This window comes from Phaeobacter piscinae, assembly GCF_002407245.1.
Taxonomy (GTDB): Bacteria; Pseudomonadota; Alphaproteobacteria; order Rhodobacterales; family Rhodobacteraceae; genus Phaeobacter; species Phaeobacter piscinae.
Genome location: NZ_CP010681.1, coordinates 2,911,208 through 2,926,355, shown reverse-complemented (window position 1 = coordinate 2,926,355; position 15,148 = coordinate 2,911,208). Strand labels below are relative to the sequence as shown.

16 protein-coding genes are annotated in these 15,148 nt (G+C 60.7%); 11 read left to right on the top strand and 5 right to left on the bottom strand.

Translation table 11 applies throughout. The features are described from left to right. Positions 1-127: 127 nt before the first annotated feature. Entirely contained in the window at positions 128-466 is a 339-nt protein-coding gene (locus phaeop14_RS13750) for a hypothetical protein (RefSeq protein ID WP_040174562.1), read from the bottom strand. Between the two features lie 40 nt (positions 467-506). Next, positions 507-1,220 carry an HAD family hydrolase gene (locus phaeop14_RS13745; protein ID WP_096789879.1) on the bottom strand — a complete coding sequence of 238 codons (714 nt, stop codon included), beginning with the start codon at positions 1,218-1,220 and terminating at the stop codon, positions 507-509. Positions 1,221-1,308: 88 nt separating this feature from the next. On the opposite strand from phaeop14_RS13745, the gene clpS reads away from it, so the two are divergent. The 5 genes from clpS to phaeop14_RS13720 all read left to right on the top strand — a co-directional run bounded on the left by clpS (position 1,309) and on the right by phaeop14_RS13720 (position 5,464). Beyond that, positions 1,309-1,650, top strand: coding sequence for an ATP-dependent Clp protease adapter ClpS (gene clpS / locus phaeop14_RS13740; protein WP_014875880.1), 342 nt, complete (start codon positions 1,309-1,311; stop codon positions 1,648-1,650). A 14-nt stretch (positions 1,651-1,664) separates the two neighbouring features. Continuing rightward, positions 1,665-2,657, top strand: coding sequence for a class I SAM-dependent methyltransferase (locus phaeop14_RS13735; protein ID WP_096789878.1), 993 nt, complete (start codon positions 1,665-1,667; stop codon positions 2,655-2,657). A gap of 106 nt (positions 2,658-2,763) precedes the next feature. Beyond that, positions 2,764-3,567 carry an SDR family NAD(P)-dependent oxidoreductase gene (locus phaeop14_RS13730; RefSeq protein WP_040174557.1) on the top strand — a complete coding sequence of 268 codons (804 nt, stop codon included), beginning with the start codon at positions 2,764-2,766 and terminating at the stop codon, positions 3,565-3,567. 37 nt (positions 3,568-3,604) lie between these two features. After that, a complete protein-coding gene (hemF, locus tag phaeop14_RS13725) occupies positions 3,605-4,498 on the top strand; it encodes an oxygen-dependent coproporphyrinogen oxidase (RefSeq protein ID WP_096789877.1) in 894 nt (297 codons plus the stop codon). Positions 4,499-4,624: 126 nt separating this feature from the next. Then, positions 4,625-5,464 carry a glycoside hydrolase family 25 protein gene (locus phaeop14_RS13720; protein ID WP_096789876.1) on the top strand — a complete coding sequence of 280 codons (840 nt, stop codon included), beginning with the start codon at positions 4,625-4,627 and terminating at the stop codon, positions 5,462-5,464. Positions 5,465-5,541: 77 nt separating this feature from the next. On the opposite strand, the gene hemC is transcribed toward phaeop14_RS13720, so the two are convergent. After that, on the bottom strand, positions 5,542-6,504 hold the full coding sequence (hemC, locus tag phaeop14_RS13715) for a hydroxymethylbilane synthase (protein WP_096789875.1): 963 nt from the start codon (positions 6,502-6,504) through the stop codon (positions 5,542-5,544). A 110-nt stretch (positions 6,505-6,614) separates the two neighbouring features. On the opposite strand from hemC, the gene hemE reads away from it, so the two are divergent. Together hemE and phaeop14_RS19755 are read left to right on the top strand one after the other, a co-directional pair. Beyond that, complete coding sequence (gene hemE / locus phaeop14_RS13710; protein ID WP_096789874.1) at positions 6,615-7,649, top strand: uroporphyrinogen decarboxylase; 1,035 nt, start codon at positions 6,615-6,617, stop codon at positions 7,647-7,649. Between the two features lie 99 nt (positions 7,650-7,748). Beyond that, positions 7,749-7,916: a hypothetical protein gene (locus phaeop14_RS19755; protein ID WP_014881143.1), complete on the top strand. Its 168-nt coding sequence runs from the start codon at positions 7,749-7,751 to the stop codon at positions 7,914-7,916. A 1-nt stretch (position 7,917) separates the two neighbouring features. On the opposite strand, the gene phaeop14_RS13705 is transcribed toward phaeop14_RS19755, so the two are convergent. Continuing rightward, positions 7,918-9,018 carry a CaiB/BaiF CoA transferase family protein gene (locus phaeop14_RS13705; protein ID WP_096789873.1) on the bottom strand — a complete coding sequence of 367 codons (1,101 nt, stop codon included), beginning with the start codon at positions 9,016-9,018 and terminating at the stop codon, positions 7,918-7,920. Between the two features lie 214 nt (positions 9,019-9,232). Here phaeop14_RS13705 and phaeop14_RS13700 point away from each other — a divergent pair, with 214 nt between their 5' ends. Further along, positions 9,233-11,413 (top strand): heavy metal translocating P-type ATPase, encoded by a 2,181-nt coding sequence (locus phaeop14_RS13700; protein WP_096789872.1) that lies wholly within the window; start codon positions 9,233-9,235, stop codon positions 11,411-11,413. A gap of 29 nt (positions 11,414-11,442) precedes the next feature. Here the strand turns inward: phaeop14_RS13700 and phaeop14_RS13695 are convergent, their stop codons facing one another. Beyond that, the gene (locus phaeop14_RS13695) at positions 11,443-11,637 is read right to left on the bottom strand and encodes a SlyX family protein (protein WP_014875870.1); all 195 of its coding nucleotides are present in this window, start codon (positions 11,635-11,637) and stop codon (positions 11,443-11,445) included. A gap of 205 nt (positions 11,638-11,842) precedes the next feature. Here phaeop14_RS13695 and hisS point away from each other — a divergent pair, with 205 nt between their 5' ends. Genes hisS through hisG form a run of 3 tightly spaced genes read left to right on the top strand, consistent with a single transcriptional unit; the run spans position 11,843 to position 15,111 of the window. Continuing rightward, positions 11,843-13,330 carry a histidine--tRNA ligase gene (gene hisS / locus phaeop14_RS13690; protein ID WP_096789871.1) on the top strand — a complete coding sequence of 496 codons (1,488 nt, stop codon included), beginning with the start codon at positions 11,843-11,845 and terminating at the stop codon, positions 13,328-13,330. A gap of 3 nt (positions 13,331-13,333) precedes the next feature. Beyond that, positions 13,334-14,422: an ATP phosphoribosyltransferase regulatory subunit gene (locus phaeop14_RS13685; protein ID WP_096789870.1), complete on the top strand. Its 1,089-nt coding sequence runs from the start codon at positions 13,334-13,336 to the stop codon at positions 14,420-14,422. Continuing rightward, complete coding sequence (hisG, locus tag phaeop14_RS13680; protein ID WP_096789869.1) at positions 14,419-15,111, top strand: ATP phosphoribosyltransferase; 693 nt, start codon at positions 14,419-14,421, stop codon at positions 15,109-15,111. Before phaeop14_RS13685 ends, hisG begins: the two co-directional genes overlap by 4 nt. The last annotated feature ends 37 nt before the right edge of the window (positions 15,112-15,148 follow it).

The following is a 15,148-nucleotide window of genomic DNA, read 5'->3' as shown; positions in this document are numbered from 1 at the left end:
TTGGGGTCTTGGGCGGTTGGGCGCTGCCATCTGGTGCAGGGATGCAACAAGGTTGAGCGCAGGCACTTCCTGTTGGCTCCTCGCCAGTGTGATGGGTCGCTTGCGGCACTCTTGCCCGGGCGCCTCATCAGGGGTGATGCTGGCCGGTAAAGTAGAAGGGACCTGTATAGGCCAGTTCCAGAGAAAACGCGCAGGGGGCAGAGATTCGCGCGGTGATAGCCGCCCGCAGCGCCGCAAGTAACGTGTTGGAAAAATCTGCATCGCGATGCGGCTTCACCAGCACGGAGACCTTCACCGCAACATGGGTGTGGTGATAGGCATCGGTCGGGTAACCGCGCCCCTTGCAATCGCCCGCACCGTCGTCGTGGGACAGGATGACCTGTTCGATCTCAGCAAGGATCGCAGGGATATCGAGATCGAGATCGCTGCTGTATTTTATTTCGGCATGAGGCATGGGCGTATCCATCGGGTTGGGCCATTGTGCGTTGGGTGAGGCCGGGGGCGGATCAACTGATCCGCGCCACCAGCGCGGGCAGGGCGCTCAGATCGGCAATTTCAGTATATCGGGAGCTGTGAACCGGGGCTGGGGCGTATTCCACTTCCCAGACCAAACCATGCGGTACATAGGTGCCCCAGCCGCCCGCCTCGATGATGGGCACCACGTCGGATCGCATGGAGTTTCCCACCATCATCGCATGTTCTGGACCATCGCCGTGTCGTGCAAAAATCTCGGCATAGATCTGAGGCGTTTTCTCCGACACGATCTCAACGCCGTCGAACAGATCCCCCAAACCGGACTGCGCCAGTTTGCGCTCTTGATCCAAAAGATCGCCCTTGGTGACCAGCACCACCCGGTGGCTGTCAGCCAGCGCCTCAACCGCGTTTTGCGCATTGGGCAGCAATTCGATCGGATAGGATAGCATCATCTGGCCTGCGACAATCAACTCCTGAATCACGCTTGCCGGTACGCGGGCATCCGTCACCTCAATGGCGGTTTCGATCATCGACAGAGTGAAGCCTTTCACGCCGTAGCCATAGCGTCCAAGGTTCTGCTTCTCCGCGGCCAGCAGACGCGCTCCGAGAGCTTGCGAATCGAGGTCCCGCGGGACGTGGTCCCTCAGCAATTCAGCAAAGCGATCCTGAGTAATGCGGAAAAATCGTTCATTATGCCAAAGGGTATCATCGGCATCGAAGCCAATTGTTGTCAATTTTCGGGTCAATACGACACGCTCAATGCCTTTTCCTATTCACCAGAAAGGCTATATAAGCGGAACACCAAAATCCATCCACGATCGGAAGTCTGTGCCAATGCTGCCTACGCCAGTTATGATGTCGGATCACTCAGATGACGACACCGATCTCGGTGTCCTCACCAAGACCCGGCCCAAAACGCAGCGTCCGCCGCGCTATAAAGTGCTGTTGCTGAACGATGATTATACCCCGATGGAATTCGTGGTCATGGTGCTGGAGCGGTTCTTCAACATGACCCATGCCGAGGCGTTTGAAGTGATGCTGACCGTGCATAAAAAGGGCGTCGCTGTGGTTGGCGTGTTTAGCCACGAGATCGCCGAGACCAAGGTCGGGCAAGTAATGGATTTTGCCCACCGCCATCAGCATCCTCTGCAATGCACGATGGAAAAAGAAGAATAATAAGAGGCTCCTAAATGTCTGTGCGTCTGTCCCTGGCCGTCGAGACGGGTGTATTTCCCGTGCCCGAAACCGGCCATATCGCGGTGTTTCACCCCACCTCTGATATGGATCTGTCGGCACTGCCGAAAGAGCGGGTTCTGATCGTTCAGCCCTTTGCCCCTGATCATGCTGCGCTTGTGGCGCGGGGCTATGACTGCGTGCCTGAGGTGCCTGCTGAGGCACGGTTTGCGGCAGCAGTTGTATTCCTTTCGCGTGCTAAGGCGCTGACGCGTGGTCTATTGGCGCAGGCGGCAGAGCTGTGCGATGGGCCTGTCCTGGTCGATGGCGGCAAGACGGACGGCGTCGATTCGGTGCTAAAAGCTCTGCGCGCGCGCTGCGAGGTGTCAGCACCCATCTCAAAAGCCCACGGGAAGGCGTTCAGCTTCGATGCGACAGGCACAGATCTGAGCGACTGGCAGGCTGCAACCACGCGGATTGACGGAGGATTTCAGACCGCTCCAGGGGTGTTTTCCGCCGATGGTGTCGATCCGGCCTCGGCCCTGCTTGTCGCTGCACTGCCGGAAAAGCTGGGCCGTAATGTGGTCGATCTTGGCGCCGGCTGGGGATATCTGTCTTCAGCGGTTCTTCAACGAGAGACCGTGCAGACGCTGCATCTCGTCGAAGCTGACCACAGTGCGCTTAACTGTGCACGACAGAATATAAACGATCCCCGCGCTCAGTTTCACTGGGCGGATGCCCGCAGTTGGCAGACAACGGAGCGGGTCGATTGTGTCATCTCCAACCCGCCGTTCCATACCGGTCGCGCGGCTGAGCCATCGCTGGGGCAGGCCTTCATCACCGCAGCCTCCGGGATGCTGGCACCTGCCGGGGTGTTCTGGCTGGTTGCCAACCGTCATCTTCCCTATGAGGCTACGCTTGCCGAACAGTTCGCCACGGTGACGGAGGTCGCAGGTGACAACCGCTTCAAAGTGCTGCAGGCCAGCCGCCCACGCCGTCATCGCCGCTGACGCAGGCGGACGACAAAGGATGGTTCACTTGTTTCTGTCCGCAGTCTAGGTTGCAGAAAAGAGGCTGGCCGCTGGTGCATCCTCTCGATCCTGACGGAGGTCATTTATGTCTTTTTCCATTTCCGGCAAAACGGCCATCGTCACTGGCTCAGCCAGTGGTATTGGCCTTGCGATTGGTAAACAATTCGCTGCGGCTGGGGCCAATGTGATGTTTGCGGACACAGACGAAGCAGCCCTGCTTAGTGAACTGGGCACACAGGCAGATGAGAGCAATATTCGCTATTTTGCCGGGGATCTGAGGGAGCGGTTGACCATCGCCAACCTTCTGTCTGCAACCATCGATGCTTTTGATGAGGTCGACATTCTGGTCAACGGCGCGCGGCAGGTGGTGCCAACCGATCCGCTGGATCCGGATGACGACTCGATGGAACTGCTGCTCAATGAAACCCTGCTGCCGACCATGCGACTGTCGCAACAGGTGGCGCGGCGTATGATCAAACAGGGGGAACAGCGTGACAGCAGCGGACCCAATGGCGCGATCATCAACCTGTCATCCATCGCGGCACGTCGGTCCCACCCTGAGCTCATGGCCTATTGCGTGGCCTCGGCCGCACTCGATCAGCTGACGCGCTCTTTGTCGGTGTCGCTTGCACCGCATCGGATTCGGGTCAATTCCATTGCTTTCGGATCGGTTATGAGTGCCTCGATGCAGGCCACGCTGAAGGACAACCGCGCTTATCGGCAGGATATCGAACGGCATACGCCACTTGGCCGGATTGCTTCTCCCAGTGAACTGACCGAGGCTGCGCAGTTCCTTGCCTCCGACGCAGCCGCCTTTATGACCGGACAGATTGTCACATTGGACGGCGGGCGCACGTTGCTGGACACGGTTGCCGTGCCGGTCCATTAAACCATCTCCCACCTCTCCTGCGGACATAGGCGACCAGATGAGCACCGATATGATCAACGAAAAGGCCCGCGCAGCGGCCTGGTTCAAGTCTTTGCGCGATGACATCGTCGCAGCTTTCGAAGCACTGGAAGACAGCCACAACAGCGGCCCGCTCTGTGATCAGCCTGCCGGCCGGTTTGAGGTCAGCGACACCACCCGTCGCGCCGAAGATGGCAGCGATGCGGGCGGCGGCCTGATGAGCGTGATGCGCGGTGGCCGGGTGTTTGAGAAGGTTGGCGTCAACATCTCCGAGGTTTACGGCACCCTGGGGGCACGCGCCCAATCTGCCATGGCGGCCCGTAAGGGGATCCCCGGCATGCAGGACGATCCGAGGTTCTGGGCCTCCGGCATTTCCCTTGTTGCCCATATGCAGAACCCCCATGCGCCCGCAGTCCACATGAACACGCGGATGTTCTGGACCCCGCATGCTTGGTGGTTCGGAGGTGGCTCCGACCTCAACCCTTGTATTGAGTATGACGAGGACACGGCCCATTTCCACCGCACCCAGGAACAGCATCTGGCACCGCATGGGAACGCGCTCTATGAAGAGCTGAAAGACTGGGCGGATGAGTATTTCTATATCCCCCACCGCAACCGGGCGCGAGGCGTTGGCGGGATCTTCATGGATGATCGCAACACGGGTGATTGGGAGGCTGATTTTGCACTGACGCAGGACATTGGCCGCGCGTTTCTTCCCGCCTATCTGCCATTGGTTGAAAAACGACGGCCGATGGCATTTGGCGCACCGGAAAAGGACATTCAACTGGTCCATCGTGGCCTCTATGCGGAGTATAATCTGGTCTATGACCGCGGAACCAAATTCGGGCTCGAAACCGGTCATGATGCCAATGCGGTGCTGATGAGCCTGCCACCAATGGCCAAATGGATCTGACGTCGCGGTGTTTTGCTGATTGCGGCATGGGGATGCCTTGGTCATTGCTCTGATCGGCCGGTCGCGCTTTACTGAGGCAAAGCGTGGCATTGCACGCAGATCCGGGGCAGATCAGGGCAGGTCCATATGAGCAGACTTTGGCTGTTGATTGCAGCAGTGTTGATGCTGGCCTCTTGCGGGTCACGCACCTCATATGTCGCGCCGCCTTCACCGCCGATCGGTCAGCCGGTCCAGCCGGGGGAGACCGCTGCCAGCCTCGCCGTGGCGCGCGCGCGGTTGATCACCCATCCCAAATTTGGCGACAGTGATCCACACCCCTGGGATGGCCGCACGCCCTGGTCCTATCCGATCCACGGGATTGATGTTTCGCGCTGGCAGGGTGACATCGACTGGCAACGGGCGAAAGCGGCGGGCATCAGCTTTGCCTATCTCAAGGCGACCGAAGGCGGCGATCTGGCGGATCCAAAATTCCGCGAGCACTGGCGCGGCGCGCGGCGGGCCGGTGTGAAACGCGGGGCTTATCATTATTTTTATTTCTGCCGCCCTGCGGCCGAGCAGGCGCGCTGGTTCATCCGCCATGTCCCGCGCGACAGCGCCGCCTTGCCCCACGTGCTGGATATGGAATGGACGCCCCATTCACGTACCTGCACAAAACGGCCTTCCGGCAGTAAAATCCGTGCTGAGGCGGATCGATTTCTCGATATTCTTGAGGCGCATTACGGACGTCGCCCGGTGCTCTACACCACCGTTGATTTCTACCGTGATACTGGCATCGGCCGCCTGAGGGGCACCGAATTCTGGCTGCGCTCTGTTGCGGATCACCCCCATGTTACCTATCCCGGCGCGCTTTGGCGGTTCTGGCAATATACCGGCACCGGGCGGGTGCCGGGGATTGAGGGGAACGTCGATCTGAATGTCTTTGGTGGCGGGCCAGAGCGGTGGTTGCGCTGGTCCGGTCAGATCTGAGGCACTACACTTGGCGGATCTTCTGGCTGAAAATATCCCGGAGCGCGAGGCAGCGCCTCGCACCCCTTGGTCAGCCCTTAGCGTTTCCAGTCAAAGAAGCCTGCCCCGGCTTGGGCCAGCAGCTTTGCCGCCATCTCACGGCCCAGTTCCGCGCCGTCTTCAACCGGGCAGAACTGCTCATCGCTGATCGCCTCGGAACCGTCTGGGCGTAGAACTTCGCCGCGCAATCGCAGTGTTCCGCCGTCCAGGGTGGCCAGCCCGGCAATCGGGGTTTCGCAGGAGCCGTCAAGTGCGGCCAGAAACGCGCGCTCTGCCGCCAGCCGCTCTCCGGTTTTGCGGTCGTGAAGGGCGGCCAGCATATCGCCGGTGCGGCTGTCATCCGCGCGCCGCTCAATCCCGATGGCGCCTTGGGCAACGGCGGGCAGCATGTCCTCAGGTGGAATGGGGGTTGCGGGCACCTGATCTGCGCCGAGCCGGTTCAGACCGGCCATTGCCAAGAATGTGCATTCCGCGACACCATCGCGCAGCTTGGTCAGGCGAGTCTGAACGTTACCGCGAAACTCCACCACCTGCAGATCGGGGCGACGATGCAACAGCTGGGCGCGTCGTCGCAGGGAGGAGGTGCCGACAACCGCTCCCTCGCGTAGATCAGCGATGGCGGTGACATCTGGCGAGACGAAGGCGTCACGCACGTCTTCGCGGGGCAGATAGGTCTCCAGCAGCAGCCCGGCAGGCTGCGTCACGGGCATATCCTTCATCGAATGCACCGCAATATCAATGGCGCCGGACAACAGATCCTCTTCGATTTCCTTGGTGAACAGACCTTTGCCGCCCAGTTCCTTCAGCGGTTTATCCGCCGCGATCAGCGCCTGATTGTCGCCGCTGGTTTTGATCACCACGATCTCAAAGGCATCTTGTGGCAGATCGAACGCCGCAACCAGCCGGGCGCGTGTTTCATGGGCCTGGGCCAGCGCCAGAGGCGAACCGCGGGTGCCGATTTTCAGGGGCGAAGCGGGGGAGGGCAGATCAATCTGTGTCATGTATTGACCCTTAATCGCGACATAATGCCATGACAAGCACCGGTCCTGCTGCCCTTGACAATTTGCCGCCAAGGCTAGACCTCAGATGCAACATAGATATGAGGGTGACCATGGCCGAACAGAAGAAACTGCTGCGCGCATTGGCGGGCGAGACACAGGATGTGCCGCCGATTTGGATGATGCGTCAGGCCGGTCGCTATCTGCCGGAATATCGCGCCACACGGGCCGAGGCGGGCGATTTTCTGTCGCTATGCTACAATCCGGAGATGGCAACCGAGGTCACCCTGCAGCCCATCCGCCGCTACGGGTTCGACGCCGCGATCCTTTTTGCCGATATTCTTCTGGTGCCGCAGGCTCTGGGGGCGGATCTGTGGTTTGTAACCGGCGAGGGGCCGCGCCTTTCGACAATCACCACCGAAGCGGATTTTGCCAAGCTGGGCCCGGTCAGCGATATTCACGAAACGCTGAACCCCATCTATGAGACGGTGCGCTTGCTCTCTTCGGCGCTACCTTCTGAGACCACGCTGATCGGCTTTGCCGGTGCGCCCTGGACTGTCGCGACCTATATGATTGCCGGGCGCGGCACCCCAGATCAGGGGCCTGCGCACGTGCTGCGTCAGGAGAACAACCCGCTGTTTGAGGCCCTGCTGGCGCGCATCACAGAGGCGACCATTGAATATCTGTCGATGCAGATCAAAGCCGGTGCGGAGGTGGTCAAGATTTTTGACAGCTGGGCAGGCTCGCTGCGTGGCGAGGCGTTTGAGAAATACGCGCTGGAGCCGTGCCGCCAGATCACCGAGGCGTTGAAAGAGCGTCATCCGGATATCCCGGTCATTGGCTTCCCGCGTGAGGCCGGTGACAAATATGTCGGGTTTGCCAAGGCAACCGGGGTGGATTGCGTCGCGCTCGATAATTCGGTGGATCCTGAATGGGCGGCAGCCCATGTTCAGATAGACGGCTGTGTGCAGGGCAATCTCGCGTCTCGTCATATGGTCACCGGCGGTCAGGAACTGGTGGATGACACCCGCCGCATCGTCAAAGCCTTTGGGAACGGGCCGCATATCTTCAACCTTGGTCATGGCATCACGCCTGACGCGGACCCGGACAATGTGCAGCGCATGATTGATGCGGTGCGGGGCGGCTGATCCGTCTGCACGCCACAATGTAATGCTAGCGATAATCTTGCGCGCTGAGGCCAATTGCGGCATCAGCGCCTTTTGCGATCACGCCGAAAGGGCAAGTCGATGGACTACAAGAAATCTGGCGCCCCCAAAAAGGGCAAGAACAGCCCGCGCCACCAAGAACACAACGCCAAAGGGTCCGACAAGAACCCCTACGGCGGCCGCGAAACAAAAGCCGACCTGCTGGCGCGGATGAAGGCGGCAGCTGAGAAAGCCAAGAAAGCCGACTAACCTAGCGCCGGCGCTGCATCAGCTCCGCCAGTATCTGGGCCGTATGCTCACCGCGTTCTGGCGCGGGAGGGGCGGTCCAATCGCCCTGATCCGAGAATCGCGGGGCGGGTGCCGCCTGCAGGCCATTGTCTGCCATGATCCATGTCCTGCGCGTGTTCATGGGGTGGGTCACGGCTTCTTCCGGCGACAGAACTGGGGCCACACAGGCGTCGCTGCCATCGAATAGATCGGCCCAGTAGTCGCGCGTCTGGGTCGCAAAGATCCCCGTCAGCCGCGCGGCGAGCACGGGCCAAAGCCTTTTGTCATGCTGCTGGGCAAATTGCGCGTCCTCGTCCAGATCCAGACGTGACAGAAACTCCGCATAGAACTGCGGTTCCAGACATTGCACGCTGATATGGCCGCCGTCAGCGCAGAGGTAGCAACGGCTCCAATGGGGCCCATCCAGCAGGCTTGCCCCGCGCGGCGTTGCAAACTGCCCGGCCTGTTGCAATGTCATCAGCAGGTTCATCATATGGGCCGATCCATCGTATATCGCTGCGTCGACCACACATCCGGACGGGCTATCATCGTGGGCGTTTCCACGCTTCACAAGTGCCGCAAGGATACCAGCGACCAGATAAAGCGCACCTCCACCAATATCGCCCACCAGCGTCGCAGGCGGCTGGGGTGGCGTTCCTGGCGTCGCGTCATACCAAAGCGCGCCTGAGAGCGCGGTATAGTTCAGATCATGGCCTGCAGTCTGCGCCAGTGGGCTGTCCTGCCCCCAGCCTGTCATGCGGCCATAGATGAGATCAGGGCTACGGGCATGGCAGGCCGCAGGCCCAAGGCTTAGACGCTCCATCACGCCGGGACGAAACCCCTCAAGCAGCGCATCGGCGCTTTCGACCAGCTGCAGCAGCGTCTCCACATCGGCCGCTGATTTCAGATCCAGCATGATGGAGCGTTTGCCACGGTCGATGATCGGATGGGGTGGCATCAGACCTGCGTTGTGCCCTTTGCGGTGGACGCAAATAACGTCAGCCCCAAGATCTGCCAGCATCATCGCGGCAAAGGGCGCAGGCCCCAGCCCTTCAATTTCGATCACACGAATACCCTGCAGCACGGCGGCGCCTCCTTGGTCGTGGTGCTGGCGGATCGGCCAAGCATTCTGCGCAGCTTAGCGGCTTTCTGTTCTTTCCCAACAAGGCCGTTGCGGCACGTCTTGAGCGAGGCTGAATTTGGATCGGCTTTTCTGAAGAAATGTCTTGAAGCTCTAGTGGCTGTAGCAACTACATAGGTCGCTGACAGAATATGAGAGCAGGAAAGGCGGCGTTTAGATGGCCAGGGATACGGGTGAGCAGCTGGAGTGGCGGGTCACGGGCATGGACTGTGGGTCCTGCGCGACGAAACTGCGCGGCGCGGTTGAACGATTGCCGGGCGTCAGCGGCGTTGAGGTCGCGATGATGGCCGAACGGCTGCGTCTGGATCTGGACCCACAAGAGGGATCGGTGATCGCCGTGGAGAAAACGGTGCGCAAGTTAGGGTTTGATCTAATGGCCCGTAGTGATGGTTCGGGGACTGACCGGACGCCGTGCTGCAACGCCACGCAGATCGGCTCTGCCACCGCAACCGAGACACCTGCATGGTATCGCAGCGGTAAGGGGCAACTGCTCCTTGGGACCGGTTTTCTTCTGGTGCTGGCCTGGGGGATCAAACTTATGGCATCCCCTACGGTGGGTCTCTGGGCGTTTATGCTGGCAACCCTGATTGGCGTGGCCCCCATCGCACGCCGCGCCTTTGCGATGCTGCGGGCGGGAATGCCTTTCACCATCGAAATGCTGATGTCGATTGCGGCGATTGGTGCCTTGTTTATTGGCGCTGCCGAAGAGGCCGCGCTTGTGGTCTTCCTCTTTGCCGTGGGCGAAATGCTGGAAGGATTGGCCGCGAACAAAGCACGAGACGGGATTCGTGCGTTGGCCGATCTCGTGCCCAAAACTGCGTTGGTGGAGCGGGGAGATGTATTGGAGGAGGTCGCAGCAGACAGCCTGCGTGAAGGTCAGATCGTTGTGGTGCGCCCCGGTGACCGCGTGCCCGCCGACGGCGCGGTTATTGATGGTGTCTCTGGCGTCGACGAGAGCCCGGTGACAGGCGAAAGCGTTCCGCGCCTGAAAGAGCCCGGTTCCGAGGTTTTTGCCGGATCCGTCAACGCCGAGGCCGTCCTGCGGGTGCGCGTGAGCCGTGCGGCGGCGGACAACACGATCTCGCGGATCATCCGCTTGGTCGAAGAGGTCGAAAGTGCCCGTGCCCCGACTGAGCGATTTATCGACCGTTTCAGCCGTGTGTACATGCCCATCGTTGTTGGGGTCGCCCTACTGGTAGCGCTGGTGCCACCGCTTGGGTTCGGTCTGGATTGGAACACTTGGATTTATCGCGCGCTTGCGCTGCTGCTGATTGGTTGCCCCTGCGCGTTGGTGATCAGTGTTCCGGCGGCCATTGCGTCGGCTTTGTCAGCTGGTGCGCGCCATGGTCTGTTGCTGAAGGGAGGCGCGGTCATTGAGGCCGCGGCGGGCACCACGCATGTGGCTTTTGACAAGACCGGGACACTGACCTGCGGGCGGCCGCAGGTCACGGATATCGTCGTCTATTATGGCAGCGAGGATAAGCTGTTGGAACTGGCCGCCGCGGTTGAACGCGAGTCGAGCCACCCGCTGGCGGAAGCGATTTGCACGCGGGCGGCGGACAGCGGCGTGGATATTCCGTTGGCACAGGAAGCCCGTGCGGTGCCAGGCAAGGGCGCCTCAGCCAAAGTCGGATCCATTATGATCACAGTTGGGTCCCCGCGTTTTGCCTCAGAGACCAGTGTCATGACAGAGGCCGCCCTTGCGCAGGCGGCCAAGCTGGAATCGCAGGGCAAGACGGTCGTCGTCCTGTTCAGCGAAGAGATACTCTACGGGCTGATCGCGCTGCGTGATGAACCCCGCGAAGATGCAGCTGACGCGGTGCGCGCGCTGGCGCGGATGGGGATCACCGCGACCATGCTGACCGGAGATAATGCTCGCACGGCAGAGGCAATTGCCGGGCACTTGGGCTTGGATCATCACGCGGAGCTGATGCCGGAGGATAAGGTTACGGCGCTACAGGCTCTCACCCAGAGCGCTCAGGTCATGATGGTTGGCGACGGGATCAACGATGCGCCTGCGCTCGCGACCGCTCAGGTCGGGGTTGCAATGGGATCGGGCACTGATGTGGCGCTAGAGACCGCAGATGCAGCGATCCTGCGCAACCGTGTTAGCGACGTGGTTGGCGTAATTCGGCTGTCCCGTGCGACGTTGACCAATATCCGTCAGAACGTCGCCGTTGCGTTGGGGCTTAAGGGGGTGTTCCTTGTCACATCGGTCCTGGGCATGACCGGCCTGTGGATCGCCATTCTGGCTGACACCGGCGCCACGGTGCTGGTGACGCTCAATGCGTTGCGCTTGCTGTCGTTCAAACCGTCCCCGGCAAGCAGCGACAGCTGACAGGCGCCGCAGTCAGCCGTCACAGAAGATCAGTAATGCGGTGGGCGTTCGTCACCGATGACAACCCCGCCGCCGCCATCCTGCTCACGGGCGGCTTCGCGCTGATACAGCATCGCGACACGGTGGGTCAGTCGGTCGATCTCTGATTGCTGCCGGTTGATGACCTCGCTCAGCTCATCGACGGTGCGCGTCAGGTGGGCGATCTGCTCTTCAAGATGTTGCATGGCTGTCTCCTTGGGGCTCACGCTCTCATATGCGCTGGCGGCGGGCGCGTCCATGCTGTCACAAGTCTGAAACACGGTGCCCGCATGTGAGGCAGCGCGGAGACGCCCTGCCGGGAGTACACCTCTGCCGCCTTGCTGTCAGCCCGCCCTTGGGCTAGACCGCCGGGCGAGTATCTGACCCATTTGACACCCCGAGGAGGCCAAGATGGCCAAAGTCAAGAAACAGCCCCGCCCCAAGGCGATCACGCCCAAGGGCTTCCGTGACTATTTCGGCGAAGAGGTGAGCCAGCGCAGCGATATGCTGCAGGCCATCGCGGGGGTTTATCATCGCTACGGGTTTGATGCGCTGGAATCTTCTGCGGTGGAAACCGTTGAAGCGCTGGGCAAATTCCTGCCTGATGTCGATCGTCCCAATGAGGGCGTTTTCGCCTGGCAGGAATACGACGAAGGCGGCAACGGTGATTGGATGGCGCTGCGCTATGACCTGACGGCCCCTCTGGCCCGGGTTTACGCCCAGCACCGCAACGACCTGCCGACGCCATATCGCCGCTACGCGATGGGGCCGGTGTGGCGCAATGAGAAGCCCGGTCCTGGGCGTTACCGCCAGTTTTACCAATGTGACGCCGATACCGTTGGCACTGCCTCGATGGCGGCGGACGCCGAGATCTGCGCGATGCTCTCTGATACGCTGGAAACCGTCGGCATTCCGCGCGGCGACTATCTGGTGCGGGTGAACAACCGCAAGGTTCTGAATGGCGTGCTGGAGGCCATGGGGCTTGAGGCAGGCGATGCCAAACGTGACGATGTGCTGCGCACCATCGACAAGTTCGACAAGGTGGGCGAGGCCGGCGTGCGCAAATTGCTGACCAAGGGGCGACTGGATGCCTCTGGTGCCTTCATCGATGGTGTTGGTTTGTCGGAAGATCAAGCCGCACCGGTGCTGGCCTTCCTGACGTCCAAGGGGGTGGATGCCGCCAAGACCCTTGCCAACCTCAGCGACGCGGTTGGCAGCAGTTCCATTGGGGCTGAGGGTGTTGGCGAGCTGGAGCAGATCGGCGATCTACTGGCCGCAGGCGGCTACGGTGCTGACCGCATCGACATTGACCCATCGGTGGTGCGCGGTCTGGGGTATTACACCGGACCAGTTTATGAGGCCGAACTCACCTTTGAGATCCTTGACGAGAAAGGCCGCAAGCGGCAGTTCGGCTCGGTCTCTGGCGGTGGTCGTTATGATGATCTGGTAAAGCGGTTCACCGGTCAGGAAGTTCCTGCAACCGGCGTGTCCATTGGCGTCGACCGTCTGTTGGCGGCGCTGCGCGAAAAGGGGCGGATCAAGGCCGAGGCCACTGGACCCGTCGTCGTTACCGTGATGGATAAGGCCCGCATGGCGGATTATCAGACCATGGTGGCTGAATTGCGCAATGCAGGCATCCGGGCTGAGGTCTATCTGGGCAACCCCAAGAATTTTGGCAATCAGTTGAAATATGCGGACAAGCGCAATTCGCCGATCGCCGTGATTGAGGGTGGTGAAGAAAAGGACCGCGGTGTGGTCCAGATCAAGGATCTGATCCTTGGCGCTCAGATTGCTGAAAACGCCACCTTGGAAGAGTGGAAAGAACGCCCCAGCCAGTTTGAAGTGCCACGCGGTGATTTGGTCGCCAAGGTGCGCGAAATCCTTGCAGGGCAGGGCTGAACGATGGGGGATCGTCTAAGTGCCCTGACGCTGGCCGCCCGGCTGCGCATGAGTTTTGAGGCTGCTGGCGCACGGGTGGTGGAGCCGCCCTTCCTGCAGCCTGCGGAGACCCTGTTGGATCTCTATGGTGAGGACATCCGTGCCCGCGCTTACGTGACCTCAGACGCGCTGCGCGGAGAGCAGATGCTGCGCCCCGATTTCACCGTGCCAGTGGTCGAGATGCACATGCGCGACGGTGCAGAGCCTGCGCGTTATACCTATGCAGGCGACGTATTTCGCCGTCAGGAACACGACGAGGACCGCGCCAACGAATATCTTCAGGTCGGGTATGAGGTCTTTGAACGCCATGATCCGGCGGGATCCGATGCCGAGGTGTTTGCGCTGATTGCGTTGCAGCTGCGCGACCTGCCCGTGCGCGCCGCAACCGGTGATATTGGTATTCTGATGGCAGCGGTTGAGGGGCTAAATACCACGTCGTTGCGCAAGGCAGCCCTGATGCGCCATATCTGGCGACCGCGCCGGTTTCGGGCAATGCTCGACCAGTTTGCCGGACGCAGCCCAGTTGCGGAAAGCCGTCGCAAGCTGCTGTCTACCGAAGGGGTGCTGACGGGGAAGGTGCCCGCCATTGGCAAACGTCGCACGGCGGAGGTGGATGCCCGTGTTGAGGCTCTGCGCGCTGATGCAGCAGCCCCGCCGATTGCGGAGAATGAGCTGACCGCGCTAGAGGCGCTGATGGCGGTGCGTGAGACCATTCCGTATGCATCTGAACAGCTGCGCGATATCGCGGTGGACCTGCCTGCGATCAACCCTGCGCTAGACCGGCTTGATGCGCGTACCGCGGCGATGAAGGCGCGTGGCATTGATGTCGACAGCCTTGATTTTGAAGCTTCTTACGGTCGCACGTCGATGGAATACTACGATGGCTTCGTGTTCGGCTTTTACGCCGATGGGCGTCCAGATCTGCCGGTGATTGCCAGCGGTGGTCGCTATGACGCGCTGACGCGGCAGCTGGGACAGGGGGCAGAAATTCCCGCCGTTGGCGGTGTGGTTCGTCCCGATCTGATGCTGCTGCTGGAAGGGGCGAAGTCATGAATCTGAAGCTTGGGGTGCCGTCCAAGGGGCGGCTGATGGAGAAGACCTTCGAATGGTTCGCCAAACGCGGAATTACCCTGTCACGCACGGGGTCGGACCGTGAATATGCCGGCGCAGTCGAGGGGATTGAGGGGATCGATCTGGTGCTGCTATCCGCAGGGGAGATGCCCCGCGAACTGGCCGCCGGACGCATCCATCTTGGGGTGACCGGGACCGATCTGGTACAGGAAAAACTACCCCTCTGGGAGCAGCAGGTTGAAGAAATCGCAGGGCTCGGCTTTGGTCATGCCGATCTCATTCTAGCGGTGCCACAAATCTGGGTCGACGTGGAGACCATCGACGATCTGGATGCGGTCGCCGCCGCTTTCCGTGCGAAACACGGCCACCGGCTGCGGATCGCGACGAAGTATCACCGTCTTGTGCGTGAGTATCTGATGGATGCAGGTGTTGCGGATTATCAGCTGGTAGATAGCCAAGGCGCGACCGAGGGCACCGTTAAGAACGAGACGGCTGAAATGGTTGCCGATATCACATCGACCGGGGAAACCCTGCGGGCCAACCACCTAAAGCTGATGTCAGATGGTCTGATCCTGCGCTCGCAGGCCACGCTATGGCGCAGCCGGGTGGCGAAATACAGCGCCGAGGAAAAGGCCACATTGGGCGACCTGTTGGAACGCCTGCACGGGTAGTCCGGGCAAGAGATTCGAGCCTAATTGGCGGATCAGA